Source organism: Campylobacter sp. US33a (assembly GCF_004378855.1).
Lineage (GTDB): Bacteria > Campylobacterota > Campylobacteria > Campylobacterales > Campylobacteraceae > Campylobacter_D.
In genome coordinates, this window is record NZ_RYYL01000006.1 from 73,015 (window position 1) to 94,544 (window position 21,530).

Annotated in this window: 24 protein-coding genes; 13 read left to right on the plus strand and 11 right to left on the minus strand. The window is 32.0% G+C overall.

All coding sequences use genetic code 11. From position 1 onward, the window contains the following. Window positions 1–126 precede the first annotated feature (126 nt). From petA to argS, 11 genes are all read left to right on the plus strand, one after another. Window positions 127–630, plus strand: coding sequence for a ubiquinol-cytochrome c reductase iron-sulfur subunit (gene petA, locus ELQ16_RS05670; protein ID WP_134238594.1), 504 nt, complete (start codon window positions 127–129; stop codon window positions 628–630). Between the two features lies 1 nt (window position 631). Next, entirely contained in the window at window positions 632–1,882 is a 1,251-nt protein-coding gene (locus tag ELQ16_RS05675) for a cytochrome bc complex cytochrome b subunit (RefSeq protein ID WP_134238595.1), read from the plus strand. Continuing rightward, a complete protein-coding gene (locus tag ELQ16_RS05680; RefSeq protein ID WP_134238596.1) occupies window positions 1,879–3,012 on the plus strand; it encodes a c-type cytochrome in 1,134 nt (377 codons plus the stop codon). The genes ELQ16_RS05675 and ELQ16_RS05680 overlap by 4 nt, the downstream gene beginning before the upstream one ends. A 160-nt stretch (window positions 3,013–3,172) precedes the next feature. Next, the gene (gene rpsB / locus ELQ16_RS05685; protein WP_134238597.1) at window positions 3,173–3,961 is read left to right on the plus strand and encodes a 30S ribosomal protein S2; all 789 of its coding nucleotides are present in this window, start codon (window positions 3,173–3,175) and stop codon (window positions 3,959–3,961) included. Further along, window positions 3,961–5,040 carry a translation elongation factor Ts gene (gene tsf, locus ELQ16_RS05690; protein WP_134238598.1) on the plus strand — a complete coding sequence of 360 codons (1,080 nt, stop codon included), beginning with the start codon at window positions 3,961–3,963 and terminating at the stop codon, window positions 5,038–5,040. Before rpsB ends, tsf begins: the two co-directional genes overlap by 1 nt. After that, window positions 5,040–5,675 carry an ABC transporter ATP-binding protein gene (locus ELQ16_RS05695; RefSeq protein WP_134238599.1) on the plus strand — a complete coding sequence of 212 codons (636 nt, stop codon included), beginning with the start codon at window positions 5,040–5,042 and terminating at the stop codon, window positions 5,673–5,675. The genes tsf and ELQ16_RS05695 overlap by 1 nt, the downstream gene beginning before the upstream one ends. After that, a complete protein-coding gene (gene fliR / locus ELQ16_RS05700; protein ID WP_134238600.1) occupies window positions 5,662–6,429 on the plus strand; it encodes a flagellar biosynthetic protein FliR in 768 nt (255 codons plus the stop codon). Before ELQ16_RS05695 ends, fliR begins: the two co-directional genes overlap by 14 nt. Window positions 6,430–6,487: 58 nt before the next feature. Further along, window positions 6,488–7,927, plus strand: a complete 1,440-nt coding sequence (locus ELQ16_RS05705; protein WP_134238601.1) for a hypothetical protein — start codon at window positions 6,488–6,490, stop codon at window positions 7,925–7,927. Next, a complete protein-coding gene (gmk, locus tag ELQ16_RS05710) occupies window positions 7,924–8,541 on the plus strand; it encodes a guanylate kinase (protein WP_134238602.1) in 618 nt (205 codons plus the stop codon). Before ELQ16_RS05705 ends, gmk begins: the two co-directional genes overlap by 4 nt. 1 nt (window position 8,542) lies before the next feature. After that, the gene (locus tag ELQ16_RS05715) at window positions 8,543–8,785 is read left to right on the plus strand and encodes a twin-arginine translocase TatA/TatE family subunit (RefSeq protein WP_134238603.1); all 243 of its coding nucleotides are present in this window, start codon (window positions 8,543–8,545) and stop codon (window positions 8,783–8,785) included. A gap of 10 nt (window positions 8,786–8,795) precedes the next feature. Then, on the plus strand, window positions 8,796–10,388 hold the full coding sequence (argS, locus tag ELQ16_RS05720) for an arginine--tRNA ligase (protein ID WP_134238604.1): 1,593 nt from the start codon (window positions 8,796–8,798) through the stop codon (window positions 10,386–10,388). 35 nt (window positions 10,389–10,423) lie between these two features. On the opposite strand, the gene ELQ16_RS05725 is transcribed toward argS, so the two are convergent. The 6 genes from ELQ16_RS05725 to ELQ16_RS05750 form a co-directional block, all read right to left on the minus strand. Beyond that, window positions 10,424–10,690 (minus strand): zf-TFIIB domain-containing protein, encoded by a 267-nt coding sequence (locus ELQ16_RS05725; RefSeq protein ID WP_134238605.1) that lies wholly within the window; start codon window positions 10,688–10,690, stop codon window positions 10,424–10,426. A 60-nt stretch (window positions 10,691–10,750) separates the two neighbouring features. Next, window positions 10,751–11,257 carry a threonine/serine exporter family protein gene (locus tag ELQ16_RS05730; RefSeq protein WP_134238606.1) on the minus strand — a complete coding sequence of 169 codons (507 nt, stop codon included), beginning with the start codon at window positions 11,255–11,257 and terminating at the stop codon, window positions 10,751–10,753. Next, complete coding sequence (locus ELQ16_RS05735) at window positions 11,254–12,033, minus strand: threonine/serine exporter ThrE family protein (RefSeq protein ID WP_134238607.1); 780 nt, start codon at window positions 12,031–12,033, stop codon at window positions 11,254–11,256. Before ELQ16_RS05735 ends, ELQ16_RS05730 begins: the two co-directional genes overlap by 4 nt. Beyond that, window positions 12,030–12,638 (minus strand): DedA family protein, encoded by a 609-nt coding sequence (locus tag ELQ16_RS05740; protein ID WP_134238608.1) that lies wholly within the window; start codon window positions 12,636–12,638, stop codon window positions 12,030–12,032. The genes ELQ16_RS05735 and ELQ16_RS05740 overlap by 4 nt, the downstream gene beginning before the upstream one ends. Window positions 12,639–12,795: 157 nt before the next feature. Further along, complete coding sequence (locus ELQ16_RS05745; protein WP_134238609.1) at window positions 12,796–13,278, minus strand: peptidylprolyl isomerase; 483 nt, start codon at window positions 13,276–13,278, stop codon at window positions 12,796–12,798. A 10-nt stretch (window positions 13,279–13,288) separates the two neighbouring features. Next, window positions 13,289–13,993, minus strand: a complete 705-nt coding sequence (locus tag ELQ16_RS05750; protein WP_134238610.1) for a YebC/PmpR family DNA-binding transcriptional regulator — start codon at window positions 13,991–13,993, stop codon at window positions 13,289–13,291. Window positions 13,994–14,112: 119 nt separating this feature from the next. Here ELQ16_RS05750 and ELQ16_RS05755 point away from each other — a divergent pair, with 119 nt between their 5' ends. Both ELQ16_RS05755 and ELQ16_RS05760 read left to right on the plus strand, forming a co-directional pair. Next, window positions 14,113–14,448 (plus strand): multidrug efflux SMR transporter, encoded by a 336-nt coding sequence (locus tag ELQ16_RS05755; RefSeq protein WP_134238611.1) that lies wholly within the window; start codon window positions 14,113–14,115, stop codon window positions 14,446–14,448. A gap of 2 nt (window positions 14,449–14,450) precedes the next feature. Then, entirely contained in the window at window positions 14,451–14,774 is a 324-nt protein-coding gene (locus ELQ16_RS05760) for a DMT family transporter (protein ID WP_407919965.1), read from the plus strand. 35 nt (window positions 14,775–14,809) lie between these two features. Here the strand turns inward: ELQ16_RS05760 and ELQ16_RS05765 are convergent, their stop codons facing one another. The 5 genes from ELQ16_RS05765 to ileS all read right to left on the minus strand — a co-directional run bounded on the left by ELQ16_RS05765 (window position 14,810) and on the right by ileS (window position 21,451). Further along, the gene (locus ELQ16_RS05765; protein ID WP_134238612.1) at window positions 14,810–15,598 is read right to left on the minus strand and encodes a carbon-nitrogen hydrolase family protein; all 789 of its coding nucleotides are present in this window, start codon (window positions 15,596–15,598) and stop codon (window positions 14,810–14,812) included. Next, window positions 15,591–15,764 (minus strand): exodeoxyribonuclease VII small subunit, encoded by a 174-nt coding sequence (xseB, locus tag ELQ16_RS05770; RefSeq protein ID WP_134238613.1) that lies wholly within the window; start codon window positions 15,762–15,764, stop codon window positions 15,591–15,593. The genes ELQ16_RS05765 and xseB overlap by 8 nt, the downstream gene beginning before the upstream one ends. Beyond that, window positions 15,761–17,218, minus strand: coding sequence for an IMP dehydrogenase (guaB, locus tag ELQ16_RS05775; protein ID WP_134238614.1), 1,458 nt, complete (start codon window positions 17,216–17,218; stop codon window positions 15,761–15,763). The genes xseB and guaB overlap by 4 nt, the downstream gene beginning before the upstream one ends. 9 nt (window positions 17,219–17,227) lie before the next feature. After that, window positions 17,228–18,595, minus strand: a complete 1,368-nt coding sequence (gene gatA / locus ELQ16_RS05780; RefSeq protein WP_134238615.1) for an Asp-tRNA(Asn)/Glu-tRNA(Gln) amidotransferase subunit GatA — start codon at window positions 18,593–18,595, stop codon at window positions 17,228–17,230. 99 nt (window positions 18,596–18,694) lie between these two features. Then, window positions 18,695–21,451 carry an isoleucine--tRNA ligase gene (ileS, locus tag ELQ16_RS05785; RefSeq protein WP_134238616.1) on the minus strand — a complete coding sequence of 919 codons (2,757 nt, stop codon included), beginning with the start codon at window positions 21,449–21,451 and terminating at the stop codon, window positions 18,695–18,697. Window positions 21,452–21,530: the final 79 nt, after the last annotated feature.

A 21,530-nucleotide genomic window follows, 5' to 3' on the forward strand; every position in this document is an offset into this window, starting at 1 on the left:
TTTTCGCTAAATTCATTAAAATAATATTTTGCAAATTATTCATAATATTTAGCAAAAGAAAAAATTTATTTTTTTCACGCTACAATGCTAAGCTTTGTTAGAAATAAAATCAATGAAAGGAAATTAATGGCTACATCTGAGAGTAGACGAAGTTTTATGGGGCTTGCCTTTGGAGGCGTAGCTGCTGTTGGCGGTGTTTTTTCTCTTGTTGCGATGAAAAAGACTTGGGATCCGCTTCCAAGTGTTAAAGCTGCTGGATTTACAACGGTAGATTTATCGAGTATGCAAGAAGGAGAATTAAGAACAATAGAATGGCGTAAAAAGCCTATTTTTATCTTAAAAAAAGATGCTAATATGGCAAAAGATGAAAAGCGTGATGTTGTGATAGATAACTCTGCTTATACTGTTGTTATAGGGCTTTGTACTCATTTAGGTTGCATTCCTGCATATGTACCGAGTGAGCAATTATTTAAATGTGCCTGTCATGGTGGCGAATTTGACACAAGCGGTAAAAATGTTTTCGGACCTCCTCCAAGACCTCTTGATATTCCACCGTTTAAGATCGATGGAACTAAACTTGTTTTAGGTGAAGAGGGTCCTGAATATCAAAAAATGATAGCGGAGGCATAATATGGCGCAAATTAGAAAAGCTACAGGGATAGTTGATTGGCTAGATCAAAGACTTGCAGTGCATAAATTGCTTGATGTACTAATGGTAAAATACTGGATACCAAAGCAAATTAATTTTTTATGGGCTATGGGAGTTATTTTAACCACACTTTTTACAGTGCTTTTTGTTACAGGACTTTTACTTGTAATGTATTATAAGCCTGATACTGCACTTGCTTTTGATAGTGTCAATAAGACCATCATGCAAGAGGTGGAATACGGCTGGCTTTGGCGTCATATGCACGGTGTGGCTGCTTCTGTGATTTTCTTAATCATCTATATCCATATGCTAACAGGAATTTATTACGGTTCTTATAAAAAAGGTCGTGAGATGATTTGGATCAGCGGAATGCTTTTATTTGTGGTGTTTTCAGCTGAAGCTTTCAGTGGTTATATGCTTCCTTGGGGACAGATGAGTTATTGGGCTGCTCAAGTTATCACTAATCTTTTTGGTGGAATTCCATTTATTGGAGATGCTTTGGTTGTGTGGATTAGAGGGGATTATGCAGTTTCTGATCCAACTTTAACAAGATTTTTTATGCTCCATGTATGCTTGTTACCTATCGTAATTATAGGTATTATTGTATTCCATTTTTATTCTTTAAGAATTCCACATGTAAATAATGAAATTGCAGAAGAATTAGACTTTGATTTGGAAGCTGAAAAATATATGTCAGGCGATACAAAAAATTCAAAAGTAATTCCTTTTTGGCCTGCATTTTTAGCAAAAGATTTTATGTATATTAGTCTTTTTATGATTTTCTTCTTCTATTTGGTATGTTTTAAATTTAACTTTGCTATGGATCCAATTAATTTTGATCCAGCTGATGCACTTAAAACTCCAGCGCACATTTATCCTGAATGGTATTTCTTATGGAGTTATGAAGTATTAAGAGGATTTTTCTTTGATATTGGAGGCATTAAAGCTTTTGATATAGGTTTGGCTGCTTTTGGTATAGCTCAAGTGATTTTCTTCTTGTTGCCTTGGCTTGATAGAAGTGATGTGGTAAAACCAGCTCATGAAAGACCTTTATTTTTTATTTGGTTTTGGGTTTTATTGATTGATTTGATCGTTTTAACTATTTATGGAAAATTACCTCCAACAGGAGTTAATGCTTGGGTAGGTTTTGCCGCTTCGTTAGTATTTTTGTTATTATTGCTTGTGGTATTGCCTGTGATTACAATTTTAGAAAGAAAAGGAGCTAAATCATGAGAGAGCTAAAAATATTTTTAGTTGTAGTCGTTTTTACTGCCCTTGTTTATTGGGGAGTTGAGCCTTATGCACATTCTGTAATGAAACCTCATGTTGCTCCTGCAAATTTTGATTTTCAGCAAGAAGATCTTGGTTTTGCCAACTCTATAGTGGCTACAAAACAAGCTGAATTAGAACTTGCAAAAGCTGAAAACAATGAAAGTAAAATTGAAACAGCTCAAAAGGCCTTAGATCTTGCAAATGAAAATTTGCAAAAAAACCAAGCTTTATGGGATAAAGTTTCTAAAATGGATTTTTCAAAAGCAGATGCAAGTAAAGGTGCTGAATTTTTCTCAAGCAATTGTATAGCTTGTCATGGCTTAGAAGCTGCGGGTATTGCACCGACTATTCCTGATTCTTCTATCTATGGAGTTTTACCTCCTGATTTAAGTGGGGCAGGTTTGCTTTATGATGAAAAATTCTTAGCAGCTTTAATTATGAATCCATCGTTAGCGTTAAAAGTTGATCATAAATTTGGTGATGCTTTCATTATGACGGCTTACAATGTGGATGTTTCAGGAGAAAGCGAAGAGGTTACTGATGCAAATATTATTAATGTAATTGCCTATTTAAAAGAAGTAGCTACGCAGCATAAGGCTGATTTAGAGCAAAAAACAAAAGCAGAACTTGAAGCAAAGTATGCTAAAATTGAAGGTATAAGTGAGAAGCAAAAAACGGCATTAATAGAAAAAGATTTGGTGTTTGCTAAGGAAAAGAATACCTTTATTGAAGCTTGTGGGCGTTGTCATAGTATGAAATACGATGGACTTGTTGCTGCTTCAAATAGTAATGATTTGAAGGGCTATTTGGGTTCTATTCCACCAGATTTATCTATGATGATAAGATCAAGAGGAGAAGAATATTTGAATAACTTCCTTAACAATACTCAAAAATTACTTCCAGGTACTGCAATGCCTAGGGTAGGGCTTAATGAAGCAAGTCAAAAAGAAATTCTTGCTTATATGGAAAAAATAGGTGATAGCAAAAAAGAAGAAAGAGAAAGCACTGGTTTATATATTATGCTATTTTTCGTGATTTTAAGTATATTTGCTATTGCTTGGAAACGCTCCGTTTGGTCTAAACTTCATTAAAAATTTTTAAGCCATCTTTTTAAAGATGGCTCTCTTCCTAAGAAAAAACTAAAATAATTTTTGATATAATCTTGGCTTTAATTCACACGCATCAATCCTTTTTAGCTTGTATAAATTAAGGGATGCGGAGGAATAAAGCTAATTTTATAAGGAGAAACTCATGGTTAGTATGAGAGATTTATTGGAATGTGGTGTGCACTTTGGACACCAAACAAGACGCTGGAATCCAAAAATGAAAAAATTTATTTTTGGTGAGAGAAAAGGTATTTATGTAATTGATTTGCAAAAAACCTTAAGATATTTTAGATATACATATAATATTGTTCGTGATGCTGCAGCAGAAGGTAAAACTATACTTTTTGTTGGAACTAAAAAACAAGCAGGTGGGGCGATTAAAGAATATGCCGAAAAATGCGGTATGCCTTATGTAAATCACAGATGGTTAGGCGGTATGATGACAAATTTTGGAACAATTCGCCAGTCAATTAGAAAATTAGAAGTTATAGAAAAAATGGAAGAAGATGGAAGTATTAAACTTCTAACTAAAAAAGAAGCTTTAATGCTTACTAGAAAAAAAGAAAAACTATTAGCTTATCTTGGTGGAATTCGTCATATGAAAACCCAACCAGATATGATTTTTGTTATTGATACAGTGAAAGAAAAAATTGCAGTTCAAGAAGCAAACAGGCTTAAAATTCCTGTGGTAGCTCCACTTGATACAAATTGCGATCCTGATCTTGTAACTTATCCAATTCCTGGAAATGATGATGCAATTAGATCGGTTCAACTTTTTTGCCAAGAAATGGCTGAAGCCATCAATGAAGGGAAAGCTTTAAGGGATCAAGATGGAGAAGCTTTAGCCGATGAAAAAGAAATTACTGATGAAGAAAAACAAGAAGTGTTAGATGAGGCAATGAGCGAAGAGGATTTTGAAGGAGAGCAAGAATAATGGCTGAAATTTCTGCACAAATGGTAAAAGAGCTCCGTGAAAACACAGGGGCAGGGATGATGGATTGTAAAAATGCTTTAAAAGAAACCAGTGGAGATTTTGAAAAAGCAATTCAACTTTTAAGAGAAAAAGGTTTGGGTAAAGCCGCTAAAAAGGCCGATAGACTTGCTGCTGAAGGCTTAGTGAGTGTAAAAGTAAGCGATGATTTTAAAAGCGCAACAGTGAGTGAGATTAATTCAGAAACTGACTTTGTTGCTAAAAACGAACAATTTATTGCTTTAACAAAAGATACGACAGCACATATTCAGAGCAATAGCCTACAAAATATTGAAGAGCTCCATTCTAGTACAATTAATGGAGTTAAATTTGAAGAATATCTTAAAAGTCAAATTGCTACTATCGGCGAAAATTTAGTTGTAAGAAGATTTGCTACATTAAAAGCTGGAAATAATGGAGTAGTAAATGGCTATATTCACACTAACGGGCGTGTAGGTGTTATTATTGCAGCAGCTTGTGATAGTCAAGCTATGGTGGAAAAATCGGCTGATTTTTTAAAACAAATTTGTATGCATATAGCTGCGATGAAACCAAGTTATTTAAGTTATAAAGAACTTGATATGGATTTTGTTCAAAATGAATATAAAGCTCTAGTTGCAGAGCTTGAAAAAGAAAATGAAGAAAGACGAAGACTTAAAGATCCTAATAAACCTGAACATAAAATTCCTAAATTTGCAAGTCGTAAACAACTTACTGATGAGATTTTAAAACAAGCCGAAGAGGATATTAAGGCAGAATTGAAAGCACAAAATAAGCCAGAGAAAATTTGGCAAAATATTATCCCAGGAAAATTAAACAGCTTTATTGCTGATAATTCTCAACTTGATAGCAGGCTCACTTTAATGGGACAATTTTATGTAATGGATGACAAAAAAACCGTTGAACAAGTTATTGCTGAAAAAGAAAAAGAATTTGGCGGTAAATTAGAAATTGTTGAATTTATCCGTTTCGAAGTAGGCGAAGGATTAGAGAAAAAAACAGAAGATTTTGCTGCTGAAGTTGCTGCGCAAATGGTTAAATGATGGAATTATTAAAAGCGGAGAATTTAAATCATGGGTTTGAATATCCGCTTTTTAATTCTTTAAATTTAACTTTAAATTCTAAAGATTGTATTTCAATACAAGGTAGTAGTGGTTGCGGTAAATCTACGCTTTTACATATTTTATCTTCTTTACTTCAACCAAATTCTGGAAAAGTTTTTTACAAAGAACAAGACTTATATGCTTTAGATGAAAATTCAAGACTAAAAATTCGCCGTTATGATTTTGGTATTATTTTTCAAACACATTATCTTTTTAGAGGTTTTTCTGCTTTAGAAAATATAGAGCTTGCAAGTGTCTTGTCTGAAAATGAGTTAGATAACGAAATTTTAAAAAAGCTTGGCATTGATTCATTATTGGATCAAAAAGTTGGTAAGTTAAGTGGAGGACAACAGCAACGAGTTAGTATTGCAAGGGTTTTATGCAAAAAGCCAAAGATTATTTTTGCGGATGAAGCAACTGGGAATTTGGATTTTGCTAATGCTAAAAATGTATTAGAAATTTTAATTTCCTATGTTAAAAATAATGATGCTGCTTTATTTTTTGTTACCCATGATACCAAATTAGCAAATTTTTGTGATAAAACTTATATTTTAAATTCTAATGGAATTTGTTAATTACCTAGGCGATAAAAATGTAGCAACTTTTATGCTATTATTTGCAAGACTTAGTGGCATTATAGTTTTTTTTCCTTTTTTTTCACATAATAATATTCCTTTGGTGATTAAAACCACTTTTGTCTTATTTTTAACCATGTATTTGTTTCCTAATGCCCGATTGGATAATGCTAATTTAAATTCTTTTTTTGTGTTGCAACTTTTAAGTGAGCTTATTTTTGGTATGATAGCCGGACTTATGCTTCAGCTTATTTTTGCTATTATTCAAATGGCAGGAGAGCAAATTTCCTTTACTATGGGTTTTACTATGGCAAGTGTAATTGATCCAGCATCAGGTATGAGTATGCCTATAACTTCTCAGATTTTAAATTTACTTGCTTTACTTGTATTTGTAGCATTTGATGGACATCATCTGATTTTATTATTTATGAATTATTCTTTGGATTATATTGTGCTTGGTGGATTTTATCCCCATGAAAATTTACTCCATTATCTTAATATGGGAATGCTCAGTGTATTTTCATTGGGTTTTTCTATAGCCTTTCCTATTTTGGCCATTTCTTTGCTAGCAGATGTTATTTTTGGTTTATTGATGAAAACTATGCCACAGTTTAATTTACTGGTTGTAGGTTTTCCTATTAAGATTACTTTGTCTTTTGTTGTATTAATTGCAATTTTAACAGTAATGATGCAATATTTTAAAGAACTTATTTTAAAAGTTTTTTCAAATATGCAAACTCTATTTTTTGTATAAGCATTCACTAATTTAAAATATTCTACAATTATGGAATTGTTACCGAAGGATTAATTTTATGAAAATGCTACTTTTAAATAACAGCCCTGTTGTATCTAGGTTGATTGGACTTAGTGCAAAAAAAATGTCGTATGAACTTGATGAGAAAGAAGATTGTGAACAGATTGAAGATTATGATATAGTTGTTATTGATGGCGATATGTTGGTTGATTTTAATGAGCTTAAGCAAAAAAATCAAAAACTTATAGTTTTAACAAATCGCGATCAGGTATTGGATTCTAGTATTCAAACTTTAAAAAAGCCTTTTTTGCCAACAGATTTCATAAAGCTTGTAAATGAAATGCAGGATAATCAAAAAGATGATATAGAAAAGTTGCTACAAAACGATGATAAAAATCCTTATGATGATATAGTGTTAAATTTAGACGAATTGCATTTAGAAGATGATGCAGAACAAGAAAATGAAGAGCCAGTGCAGGATTTGCAAGTCAGCGAAGATGATTTGGATGCGTTAAATTTAGATGAAAAGCAAGGGCAAAGTCAGGTTTTAAATGAAACTTTAAATGAACAAGATTTAATTTTAGATGAAAAACAAGACGAAGCTTTAGAGCAAGATGAAGTTAAAGAAGACGATTTAGATCAAAGTGATTTAGAAAAAGAAGAAAATTTAAATCAAGATAAAGTTTTAGAAGAAGAACTTTCTTTGAACGAAGAGCAAGCAAATGAAGAATTAGAGCGAAATTTAGATGAAGACAATAAAGAAGAGCGAAATAAAAATTTAGATCCTATTTTAGCAGAGGATGAAAATCAAAATGAAAATATACCTTCCGTTTTAGATGAAGATTTAGAATTTGATGAGTTAGATGATGTAAATTTGGATGAAAAAATAGAAAATGACTTGCCTTTAGAGCAAGATAAAATTTTAGATGAAGAAGAATTAAATAAAGCTTTGGAAAATCTACAAGAAGAGCAAGAAGCGCTTGATGGGCAAGAGCAAACTCCAGAAGTCTTTGAGGAAAATAATGAGGAAAATAAACCTTTAGAGGATATGTATGAAAAATTATCACAAGACGCACAGTTTATTGGTGAAGAGGATAAAGAACCAAAACACGATGAAGAAGAATTTGAACCTATTGTAATAGAAAATATTAGCGATAATGAAAATTTAAATTATGAAGATAAAAGTCCGCAAGATCAAATTAAAGAAGAATTAGCTGCTTTAAGTGCTATGGATGAAAAAGATTTCCAAGAAATAAAAATTGAAGAAAAACAAAATGAACTAGATTCATTAAAAGAAGAAGATATACAAATTGCTTTAGGTGAGAGTATAGAAAACAAACAAACTTCTAAGGAGCAAAGTGAAGAGATTGTAGGGGAATTAACCCAAAGCATTGCAGGGGCAATTACTTCAAGCATTAAAGATGATGCCTTGAAAGCAGCTTTAAAGGGAATGAAGATGAATATTAATATAAATATAAATTTTGAGGATAAAGATTGAAATCTTTTATTTTATTAGTTTCTGGGCCAAGTGGAGCTGGCAAGTCAACTTTATTAAAAAAATTATTTCAAGATTTTAAAGATGAAATTTATTTTTCAGTTTCAAGCACCACAAGATCTCCAAGAGCAGGGGAGATTAATGGCGTTCATTATTATTTTGTTTCGGAGCAAGAATTTAAGCAAGGTATTGAAAACAATGAATTTTTAGAATGGGCAAATGTGCATGGTTGTTACTATGGAACCTCGTTTTGTTATATAAATGAGGCTTTAAAACAAGGTAAAATAGTCATTCTTGATATTGATGTGCAGGGTTTTCATCTTATTAAAGATAAATTAAAAGAAAAATTAGTATCAATTTTTATAACAACACAAAATAAAAATGAATTAAAACAAAGACTTATTAAGCGAAATACTGATACAATAGAAATTCTTGAAAAGAGACTTTGCAACGCTAAAGATGAAATGCAGCATTTGTCAAGTTATGATTATGTCATTATCAATAAAGATTTGCAAGAGAGTTATAATTGTCTAAAGGCTATTTACGAGTCTCAAAAGTGCAAAACAAAAAATAATGATTTAGAAAATATTTTAATTCAATGGAATAAAGGAGAATAAAATGGGTTTAGGTTCAATAGGGCCAGGACAATGGCTGATTATTTTATTAATTATCGTTTTACTTTTTGGAGCAAAGAAAATTCCAGAACTTGCTAAAGGTCTTGGAAAGGGCATTAAAACATTTAAGAGTGAAATGAATTCAGAAGAAGAAGTGGCAAAAAATACACAAAAAATCGAAGAAAAACAAGAAGCAAATAGTGTTAATTCGGATGCAGATTTAACTAATTCAAATAAAAAAGTTTAAGGTTTTTAACTTGAAAGATTTGGTTTTTGAAGAAATTAAAAAAGTATTGAATCAAGATTTTGTTTTGGAAAATCCTAAAGATAAGAATTTAGCGCATTTTGCTACTCCACTTGCATTTTCTTTAGCAAAAGAACGCAAAATGTCACCACATTTAATTGCTTCAGAATTGGCTATTCAATTTAAAAATCATCCATGTTTTGAAAAAGTTGAAGCACTAAATGGTTATTTAAATTTCAGACTTTCAAAAGTTTTTTTAAATAATCTTAGCACTAAAGCCTTAAATGATCCACAAAATTTTACAAAAGGAAAAGAAAAAAATACAAGTTTTTTACTTGAATATGTCAGCGCCAATCCTACAGGGCCTTTACATATTGGTCACGCAAGGGGGGCTGTTTTTGGTGATGTTTTAACAAGACTTGCTAGACATTTGGGTTATAAATTTGATACAGAGTATTATGTTAATGATGCAGGAAATCAAATCTATCTTTTGGGCTTGTCTATCTTTTTGGCTGTTAAAGAACATTGCTTTAACGAAAATGTAGTTTATCCACAAGAATACTATAAAGGCGAATATATTGTTGATTTAGCAAAAAATGCTTTTGAGAAATTTGACAAAAGCTTTTTTACTGAAGAGCATATAGAAGATTTGGCCGCATGGGCAAAAGATGAAATGTTAGCACTTATAAAAGATAATCTTTCAAAGGCAAATATTTATATAGATAGCTATGCAAGTGAAAAATCGTATTATAACAAACTTCAAGAAACCCTAGAAGCTTTAAAAGCACATAAAGGTACCTATGAAAATGATGGTAAAATTTGGCTTGCATCTTCACAAAAGGGAGATGAAAAGGATAGGGTTATCATACGCGAGGATGGACGAGGAACTTATTTGGCTGCAGATATTGTTTATCATAGAGATAAAATGAGTCGTGCTTATGATAAGTGTATTAATATCTGGGGTGCTGATCATCACGGCTATATTGCTAGAATGAAAGCTGCAATGGAATTTTTGGGATTTGATAGTAGAAATTTAGAAATTATCTTAGCACAAATGGTTTCTTTACTCAAAAATGGTGAGCCTTATAAAATGAGTAAAAGAGCTGGAAATTTCATTTTAATGAGTGATATTTTGGAAGAAATAGGTAGTGATGCATTAAGATTTATTTTTGTAAGCAAAAAATGTGATACCCATTTAGAATTTGATGTGGATACTTTAAAAAAAGAGGATAACACTAATCCAATTTTTTATATTAATTATGCTCATGCAAGAATTCATCAAGTTTTTGTCAAAGCTCAAAAAGAAATAAATCAGATTATTAACGCAGATTTATCAAGCTTAAATGATGATGGAATAAATTTGCTTTTTGAAAGTCTAAATTTAGAATCTGTTCTGCGTGATGCTTTTGAAAATAGAGCTTTGCAAAAAATTACTGATTATTTGAAAAATTTAGCTTCAATATTTCATAAATTCTATAATGAAAATAAAGTTATCGGCAGCGAGAATGAAGATGATTTATTAAAGCTTTTTGCGATAGTAGCACTTAGTATTAAAACTGCTTTAAACATCCTTGGTATAGAAGCTAAGAATAAAATGGAAAATTAATTTTAGCAAAAGTTTAGACTTTTGCTAAATATAAATTAAAAGTCAAAAATTTCGCTTATCCAGCTTTCTTTTTTCTTCTTTTTGTAATAACCATCATCGTGATAATTACCGCGTCCTTGATAAAGATTTTGCTGGTAATTTTGAGAAGGCTGTTGATAAGAATTAGCACTAGAACTTCTTTCTATAATTTTATCAAGTTCTCCACGATCAAGCCAAACACCGCGACATTTTGGGCAATAATCAATTTCAACACCATTTCTATCACTCATCATTAAATCCACATTACATACAGGGCAAAGCATTTTAAATCCTTTAAAAATTAATTAAAGTTTATATTTTATTTTTTTAAGGTAAATGTGGTATTATTTTTTTAAAAATTTAGCATTTCGAGTCATCATAAAACTTTGCTCAAAAAAGATTAATAAGGTCATAGAAACGCCTACTGCTAGAGCTAAAGTAACCGAAAGAGTGAGAAAAAAATAATTAAAAAAATTAACCAAATAACTTGTTTGAAGCACCATATCTTCACTTCTAATAAAAGAAATTAAATATAAAATTGCTCGATAGGCATAAATTCCTGGTATCATGGGAAGTAAAGCAGGAAAGGCTATAATTTCAGCAGGAGTTTTAAAAATTTTTGCCAAAAGCATACCTAAACATCCTACAACAAAAGATGCCAAAAATGTGGCTATAGCAAGTGTTTGAAAGTGGAAAAATTCTAAAAGCATAAAACGAAATCCATGCCCTATGGCTGCTAAAATTGCAGATAAAAATAAAGTTTTTAAAGGTGGATTGCAAGCATAAGCAAAACCAAATCCAGCGACGGCCGCAAAAAACATATCTAATGCAATAAGGCTTAAATCACTCATTGTAAAATTCCAAATTTTGAAATGCTTAAGGTTATATAAATACCGGCTCCTATGCAAGTTATAAGTATGGCAACGCTAATGAAACGGCTCAAACCCATTAAAATATGATCTTTCAAAATATCTATGACCGAGTTAATAAAAAACACCCCAGGTATAAGATATAAAATACTAGATCCTAAAGCAGCTTCTGGAGTTTGCGTTAAATTTAAATCTAAAGCAAAAGCTACAAGTAAAGATGATAAAAAAGAACAAATGATGTATTGAATTCGTAAGTCAATTTGTATTTTTGTGAAAAAATATCTTAAATTAATACCCACAAAAGTAGCAAAAAATACAAAAATCATTGCCCAAATATCTCCTTCAAAAAGCCTACAAAAAGCAGCATTGGCTAAAGAGGATAAAAATAAGCTAGAAATAAAATGATATCTTTTTTTATGCAATAATTTTTCAAAATACTCCCTTGCAATTTCAAGTTTATAAGAATGATCAAAAATATTCCAGCTTAAAGCACTAAGATCTGAAATTAAGCTAAAATTAATTGCTGAGTATTTATTAGGAATAATGTAAGTTCGTATGTTTGCTTTGTTTTCTATATCAAAAATATTAATAGAGGTATGATGAAAGAAAAAATTTAAATTAAGCTCGTATCCATAAGCCTTAGCTATCCTGCTTGCACACCTTGCAACTCTTGAAGTGTAAGTTCCAGCGGCTATCATCGCACTAGTATAATCAATGATAAAATTGGTTAAATCTTGAATTTCTGGCTTTTGCGTCATTGTTTTTCTTTGCTGAAGGGTTTTTTGATTTTTATGTATATTATGCTTGCAATGATGATAAAAATAACAATTGCAATAAGAATTTGGTGTAAATAAATTTTAATTAATTCTTCATTTTCTCCTATAAAATATCCCAAAAATGCCAAAATACTTACCCAAATTCCACTCCCTAATGCTGTAAAAACAATAAAATTTAAGAGTTTCATTTTAACTAGGCCTGCTGGCATGGATATGTATTGACGAATTCCGGGCAAAAGACGGCAAGTGAAGGTTGAAAATTCTCCATGTTTATTAAAAAAAGCTTCAAATTTTGCAAATTTCGCTTCTGTTATACCAAAATATTTTCCCCATTTCAAAACAAAATTTTTACCCCAAAAAAAACAAATATAGTAATTAATTAAAGCCCCAAGTACCGAACCAAAAATACCGCAAATTATACTAAGAGCTAAATTCAATTCTCCCTTATGAGCCAAATATCCCGCTGGTATCATTACCACTTCGCTAGGAAAAGGAATAAAACAGCTTTCTAAAGTCATTAGTACAATAATACCCATGTAACCCCAAGAGCTTGCTATATCGATAATAAAATTAATAGTTTCTTGCATTTTTAAACCTTAATTTTTATAATTTTATTCAAAAATATATGGTTTTAAAAAATTCTCTTGAAGTTAAATAAAACCCTATTCACTAAATACTAAATGATTATATCAAAATAAGATTGCAAGGATTTGTTTCTTGCAATCTTTTCATTTTCTAATAAATTTAGATTTTTTCAAGAATTTTAATATTGATGATTTTATCTTCTTGTCTTATAGAATCTAACACTTCTAAACTTTGTGTATCTTTTTCATCAATTTGTCCAAAAACAGTATGAATTCCATCTAAATGAGGTTGTGCACTATGGCAAATAAAAAACTGCGATCCTCCAGTATCACGTCCCGCGTGTGCCATAGATAAAGTACCTCTTTGGTGTTTATGAGTTTGATTATGGCACTCGCACATGATTTCATATCCAGGGCCGCCTATGCCATTACCATAAGGGCAACCGCCTTGTATCACAAAATTTGGGATTACACGGTGAAATTTTAAATCTTTATAAAAACCTGAACTGGCTAAATTTGCAAAATTGCACACAGTTTGTGGAGCTTCATCACCAAAAAGTTTAAGCTTCATTGAACCTTTTTCGGTTTCTATGATAGCAAATTTGTATTTTTTTACATCACGAGTATCGATTTCTTTTAACATAATTTTTCCTTTAATCTATATTTGTATAAACAGCTTGAACATCATCATCATCATCTAACTTGTCGATTAATTTCTCAATATCTACAAGTTGCTCCTCGCTAAAGCTTATAGGATTATTTGGAAGATATTCAAGTCCTGCTTTTTTGATAATCAAACCTTTAGCTTCAATAGCTGCGTTTAAATCTCCAAAAGCAGTATAATCACCTATAACGAGCAATTCTTCATCTTGTTCTAATTCCTCAAGCCCTGCATCGATTAAATCAAGTTCCAATTCTTCTAAATCACCATCAAATTTTTCGAGGTGAAAAACCGCTTTTCTAGCAAACATAAAGCCAAGTGAGCCATTTTGCAAAACTTCTCCGCCATTTTTACTAAAAATAGCCTTCACATTTGCAACGGTGCGTGTAGGATTGTCTGTCATGCACTCAACTATTATCAAAGCTCCATGCGCGGCTTTTCCTTCATAATGAATGTTTTTAATATCCGCACTATCTTTGCCGCTAGCTCTTTTTATCGCTGCGTCTATATTGTCTTTTGGCATATTGTTTGCTTTAGCAGTAGCTATGGCTGTGCGAAGTTTTGGATTCATATCAGGATCAATCCCACCTTCTTTAGCAGCCACCTGTATAGCCTTTGCAAGTTTAGGAAAAAGCTTACTCATCTTATCCCATCTAGCTTCTTTAGAAGCGCGTCGGTACTCAAACGCTCGTCCCATAAATTTTCCTTTATTTTTTTATAATCAAAGATAAAAGTATAGACTAAAAAGCCTAAATTTGCGTTAAAGCAAAAGAATATTTTGTGTTATAATGGTGCGAAATTTTTGGAGTAGTTGAAATGCTTTTAAAAACTAAAATGATTGCTTGGATATTTTTATTAGGTGCTATTGTAGCTGAAGTTATAGGAACAAGTTTTTTAAAAAATGAAAATCAATTTATAGCTTATGGTGCGATGGCTTTTTTTATTGCTTTATCGTATTATCTTATGGGGCTTGCAATTAAAAAAATTCAAGTAGGGATTGCTTATGCGGTATGGGAGCTTTTGGGGGTTGTGCTGATACTTTTAATTTCTTTTGTGTTTTTTAATGAAAGCTTAACAACAACTCAAATTATAGGTATTGTATTATCCATTATAGGCATTTTAATGATTAATATAGGGGAGGTTAAAGAATGAGTATGCTTATTTATTTATCATTTATTATTTTATCGGCCTTTTTGGATATTTTTGCAAATTTATTACTTAAAAAATCAGATGGTTTTAAGCATAAAATTTGGGGATTAGGAGCGATAATTTTAGCAATTTTAGCTTTTGTTATGCTTTCTTTTTCTTTAAAATTTGATATACCTTTAAGTGTGGCTTATTCGACTTGGGGTGCTGTGGGTATCATAGGAACTTGTTTGGGTGGGTGGATTTTTTATAAAGAAAAATTAAATAAAATTGGCATCACAGGAATTGGAGTTGTTTTATGTGCTGTAGTGCTTTTAAATTTAGAGCATTAAAATTTTATAAATTAAATTGCTAGATATCTAGCAATTTAATTAGCATCTATTTTTTTAAGAATTTTATCAAAAACCCAAAGTTTTCTTGCCTCATCGGCTTTTTGGGGATTGATGATTAACATCGCTTCTTCATTTCCAAGACGATCTTCAATTTCGCCAAAGGCATTAATAAACATCGTATCGCCGTAAAATTTCCATTCCTCGTTATTTTTTAAATTACCTATTCGATTTACTCTTAAAATACTTGTTGAATTTAAAAAAGCCCTTGTTTTTAAAAGCTCTTGCCATCTTTGTGTGCTTTGAAAAGTGCTTGCAGTAGGGATTATAACAAGATCAATTTTTTTTGCCATCACTTGTTGCCAAAATATATCAAAATGCGCTTCAAAACCAAACATTAAAGCGCACTTAAGCCCATCATGCGTAAAATTAAAAAGTTTTATTTCTTTTGTTTTATTGCCAAAAAATTTTTCTTCATTCCAATGAGAGTAAGGCATTAAAATTTGCTGTTCATAATTTTTTACACTACTAGGCGATACTTTTAAACAAAGTTTTTTGTAAATTTTGCTTTCAACGCTTATAAAAGGAGCTATGATTTCAAGCTCATATTTTTGAGATAGGCGTAAAAGACTTTCTTTTTTGGTTTCGCTTTGTTCTTTAATCATACTTTTTGGCATAGATAAAAGCTCGATAAAAAAGCTATTTAGAACATATTCGCCTAAAACAACAAGGTTTGCATTATTGTCTTTGCAAGCTTTAAGATAGTACTCAAGTCTTGATTCGCTTAAAGCCAAAGTGGGTAATTGTAAGGCAGCTATTTTAGTCATTTTGCGGCTCGATTTCTAGTTTAGCTTTTTCAAGCATTTTTCTAGCTTCATTAATGCTTTGAAGTCCTTTTTTGTAAATTTTGACACTTTCTTCAAGGCTTAAATTTTGATCATTTAATTTTTCTAAAATTTCATTGGCCAATTGCAATTTTTCTTCGAAGCTCATTGATTATTAACCTTGTAATTTGGTGCCTCATGTGTTATTGTCACATCGTGTACATGGCTTTCTTTGAGTCCTGCGCTTGTGATTTCTACAAATTCTGCTTTTTCTTTAAAAATTTCAATGTTGGCAGCTCCCACATAGCCCATAGAAGATCTTAGACCGCCTAAAAGTTGATGAATAACGCTTTTTATACTTCCCACATAAGGTACACGCCCTTCAATGCCTTCTGGGACAAGTTTATCTTGCGCTGTGCCTTCTTGGAAATAACGATCCGAGCTTCCTTTTTGCATAGCTCCAAGAGATCCCATACCACGGTAAGATTTGTATTGTCTTCCTTGATAGGTAAAAAGCTCTCCTGGACTCTCATCAGTTCCAGCTAAAAGTGAGCCTATCATTACTGAGCTTGCTCCAGCTGCAATGGCTTTTGCAATATCGCCTGAATACTTAATCCCGCCATCAGCAATGACTGGAACATTGTATTTTTTAGCCTCGATAGCGCACTCATCAATAGCCGAAATTTGAGGTACGCCTACACCTGAGACAATGCGAGTGGTGCAAATACTTCCTGGTCCAATGCCTACTTTTACCGCATCAACCCCAGCCTCGCAAAGTGCTTTTGTGGCTGCAGCTGTAGCAACATTACCAGCTATTAAATCTAAGTTTGGATATTTTTCTTTTATGGCTTTTATTGTGTCAATAATTCCTTTAGAGTGTCCGTGTGCTGAGTCAAGCACTACTGCATCAACCCCAGCCTCCACCAATGCATCAACACGATTCATCTGTCCTACTCCAATAGCTGCTGCAACGCGGAGTCTGCCAAAATTATCTTTATTGGCATTTGGATATTCTTTGCGTTTTTTAAGATCTTTAATAGTGATAAGACCTTCTAAATGTCCTTCATGATCAACAATAGGGAGTTTTTCTACTTTATTAGTGCTAAAAATTTTCTCCGCATCATCTAAAGTGCAGCCTTTTGGAGCTGTAATTAAAGGAGTCTTTGTCATCACATTTTCAACCAAAGTTTCAAAATCGCTTTCAAATCTTAAGTCACGATTGGTTAAAATTCCTATTAATTTTCTATTTTCATCTACTACAGGAACGCCAGAAATTCGGTATTCTGCCATTAATTCCAAAGCTTCATAAACACTCGCTTTTGGTCCTATGAAAATAGGATCTATAATGACTCCGCTTTCGCTTTTTTTTACTCTTTTTACCTCTCGTACTTGGGCAGCAATGTCCATATTTTTATGAATAACACCCATTCCTCCAAGTCTAGCCATCATAATGGCAGCTCTGTGTTCGGTTACTGTATCCATTGCAGCTGAAATCAGAGGAATATTTAGCGTGATATTTTTTGTTAATTTACTCTTAATGTCAACTTGTTTAGGTAAAACTTCTGAATAAGCAGGTACTAAAAGCACATCTTCAAATGTTAAAGCGCGTTTGAGTATTTTCATTTTTTATCCTTATTTGTTATTTTTAATAATTTTTTCTAAGCTTAAAGCCCCATCAAGCAAGGTTTGTTCATCATAGGCTTTACAGATAAGCTGAGCTGAAATATTAAGTCCTTCTTTGTCTTTGCCTACAGGAATGCTAATACCGCCAAGTCCAGCCAAATTTAAAGAAATAGTATAAATGTCTTCTAAATATTCCTCAATAGGACTTTTTTTGGCATTAAATTCAAAAGCTGTTGTAGGAGTCACTGGCATAAAAATTAAATCGCAATCTTTTAAAATTTCTTCATATTTTGCTTTAATTAAAGCTCTAGCTTTTTGTGCTTTAATATAATAAGCATCATAATAACCACTACTTAAAACAAAGGTTCCAAGTAAAATTCTTCTCTTAACCTCTTCACCAAAACCTTCACTACGAGAATTAATATACATATCTTTTAAATTATGAAAATCTTCACTTCTTCTTCCATATCTTACCCCATCATAGCGACTTAAATTTGCACTTGCTTCAGCTGTGGCGATAATATAATAAGCTGCAATGTCAAATTTAGAATCGGGCATTTGTCTATAAATAATTTCATGTCCATTTGCTTTTAGCATATCAATACTTTTTAAAAGAGTATTTTTAACTTCTTCACTTGCATTGTTAATATAATTTTCAATCACAGTAATTCTTAATTTTTTTTCAGCATTTAGTTTTGAAGCAGTTTTAATAAATTCTATATTTGCACTCGTGCTATCCATTGGATCATATCCTGCAATAGCATCATAAAGAATTGCTGCATCTTCAACATTTTGCGTTAAAACTCCAATCTGATCCAAACTTGATGAATAAGAGGCGAGCCCATATCTACTTATCCTTCCATAACTAGGTTTAAAACCGACACAACCGCAAAAAGCTGCAGGCTGACGCACGGAACCACCTGTATCTGAACCTAAACTTGCTAAGGCTAAGCCACCAGCAACTGCAGCAGCGCTACCACCGCTTGAGCCACCTGGAACACGATTGAAATTTGTAGGATTTAAGGTTTTGCCATAAAATGAAGTCACACTTGAACTTCCCATAGCAAATTCATCCATATTGGTGCGTCCATAAGGAGAAAAACCGTTGTTTTTTAAATTTACTATAGCACTTGCGTCATAAGGAGCGACATAACCTTGTAAAATTTTACTCGCACAAGTTAATTCCCAACCTTTGACGCTAATATTATCTTTTATTGCTATTGGAATACCTTTACCACCATCACTTAAATCTTTAGCTAAAAATTGTTCTATATAAGCACCGATTTTTTGCTCTTTTTTAGCTTTTTCATTGAGCTCTTTTTTTAAATTTTCAAGCTCGCTTTGAGACAGTTTTAAAGCTTCTTTGAGAGTTATCATCTTTTATCTTCCTTTGTTTTGATTAAAATAATTGCTAAAACAACCATAAAAAATACCGCAATAATAGTACCCAAAATTAAACTGTTTGGAATTTGAGTGCTAAACATTTAAAACCTTAGCACATCTGTTGCAAAGTTTTTCCTCATCAACACTTTGAAATTTCCAACATCTTGGGCATTTGCAAGCCTTAGATTTTGTAATTTTAAAAACATGATTATCTAGTTTAAATTCGCACAAACTTTCATCATCATCTATATCTTTTACTTCGCTTACCATAAACCAATCGGCTATTTCTAAAGAATCAAGCTCTAGTAGTTTTTTAGAGGAGCATTGCAAATTTAATTCTAATGTAGATTTGATAATTTTATCTTTTTTTAACGCATCAATTTGCTCGAAAAATTTTTCCCTTGCGCTAAGTAAAAACTCATCTTCAATGTTAAAATCAAAAGAAAAATCTTGGGTATAAATTAAATCAAAAACATCATTTGCATCGCCCTTGATTAAAATATTTGCATGTTCTAAAGCCTCATCTACCGTATAGCTAAGACTTGGAGCGAGCAAAAACAATAAATGTTTAGCAATTAAAGCCATTGCAACTTGTGCGCTTTGTCTGCGAATATCAAGTTTATCTTCACAATAAAGCCTGTCTTTACTGATATCAAGATAAATTCCACTCAAATGAGCACTTAAAAAATTCAGCAATAAATTAAAACCTTTAGAAAATTCATAATTATCAAAAGAATTTTTAACATTTTTAAATACAATACTCGCTTTACTTAAGATCCATTTGTCTATAAAAGAAAATTCTTTAATCTCAAGACTTTGCAAATCATTGGTATTGGCAAGTAAAAATCTGATAGTGTTTCTGATCTTTCGGTATTGCTCGCTGACTTGTTTTAAAATATTGTCCGAAATTTTTAAATCAGTAGAATAATCACTTAAAAGTATCCACAGTCTTAAAATTTCTACTCCATAGGTTTTTGCTACATACTCAGGTGGGATAACATTACCTAAAGATTTAGACATTTTTTGCCCTTTTTCATCTGTAGTAAAACCATGCGTTAAAATGCTTTCATATGGAGCCATTTCGTTAATAGCAGTACCTACAAGCAAAGAGCTTTGAAACCAACCGCGATGCTGATCGCTTCCTTCTAGATACATATTCGCTCTTTTTTCTCCTGCATCATAATTTCCGCTATTTAAAACTGCATTGGCTGTGCTTCCGCTGTCAAACCAAACATCTAAAATATCATAAACTTTTTCTAAATCTTGTGCTTTATGCTTAAAATTTTGTGGCAATAAATCTTTAATATCAAATTCCCACCAAGCATCAGCGCCATTTTTTTCAAAAATTTGAGCCACAAATTCTAGCACTTCATCATCTAAAAGCACTTCTTTGGTATTTTTATCTCTAAAAAAGGCTATAGGCGTTCCCCAATCTCTTTGTCTTGAAATACACCAATCTGGGCGATTTTCAACCATTGAGCCTATTCTTTTGATACCATTTTGTGGATAAAATTTAGTTTTGAGAATTTGCTCTTTTGCACATTCTCTTAAGGTTTTACCGTTTAATTTTGGCTCATCCATAAGAATAAACCATTGTTTAGTTGCCCTATAAATCACAGGTTTATGCGTTCTCCAACAAAAAGGGTAAGAGTGGATAAATTTAGAGCTTTGTAGTAATTTTTTTCCTAAAAGTTCTAAAATTTTTTCATTGGCTTTAAAAATATGAAGACCTATAAATTCATCCACTAAATTTGGTGGCAAAAGACCTTTATTTCTTAAAGTTTCATCATAACAACCACCATCATCAACAGGCATTAAAACTTCAAGATTGTATTTTAAACTAGCATAATAATCATCTTCTCCATGCCCTGGAGCAGTATGAACAAGTCCGCTTCCGCCGTCCATTAAAACATGTTCGCCCATTATAAGTAAAGACCTGCGTGAGTTAAGCGGGTTGATGGCTTGGAGTTTTTCAAATTTTTTTGCATTGAATTCTTTTTGAATTTCTCCTTTTGTTAAGCCTTTATTCACCATGCTTTCAAGTAGGGGTTTAGCAAAGATGAGTCCTTCGCTTGTGATTACATAGTTTTCATTAGGGTTTAAAGCAATAGCAACATTTGCCACCAAAGTCCAAGGTGTAGTTGTCCAAATCACAGCACTAGCTTTTTCAACACCTAATTTTTCACAAGAATTTTCATCCAAAGCAAAAGATACGAAAATCGAATAATCCTCTTTATCTGCGTATTCAACTTCAGCTTCTGCTAGGGCTGATTTTGCTGCCCAGCTCCAAAAAACAGGCTTAGATCTCTCTTTTAAAAGTCCCTTTTTTGCGATTTTGCAAAGCGTTCTGTAAATAGCTGCTTCAAATTCAAATTTCATAGTCAAATAAGGCTTATCCCAATCAGCTATAATGCCAAGATTTTTAAATTCTTCTCTTTGGATATTTACAAATTCATCTGCGTGTTTTCTGCATTCTTGACGAATTTCTTTTTTGCTCATATTTTTCTTTTTTTCTCCAAGTTTTACTTCTACTTGTTGTTCTATAGGAAGTCCATGACAGTCCCAACCTGGAGTGAAGCGAATTTTTTCGCCGTTAAAATAATGCGTTTTAATAATCGTTTCTTTTAAAATTTTATTTAAAGCATGACCTATATGAATGTGTCCGTTAGCATAAGGAGGGCCATCGTGAAGCGTGAATGAACGCGAGGTGTTTTGATTTTTGCTTTTCATTTTTTCATAAGCATAGTTGTTTTCAAACCATTTTTTAAAGCGTTTAGGCTCAAATTCTGCTAAATTTGCACGCATAGCAAAAGTAGTATTTGGTAAAAGTAAAGTGTCTTTATAATCCATCGAAGTAACCTTAGAAAAAAATAAATAGCCAATTTTACTTAAAATAGCTTTAATTTTAACTTTTTTTTCATTATAATTT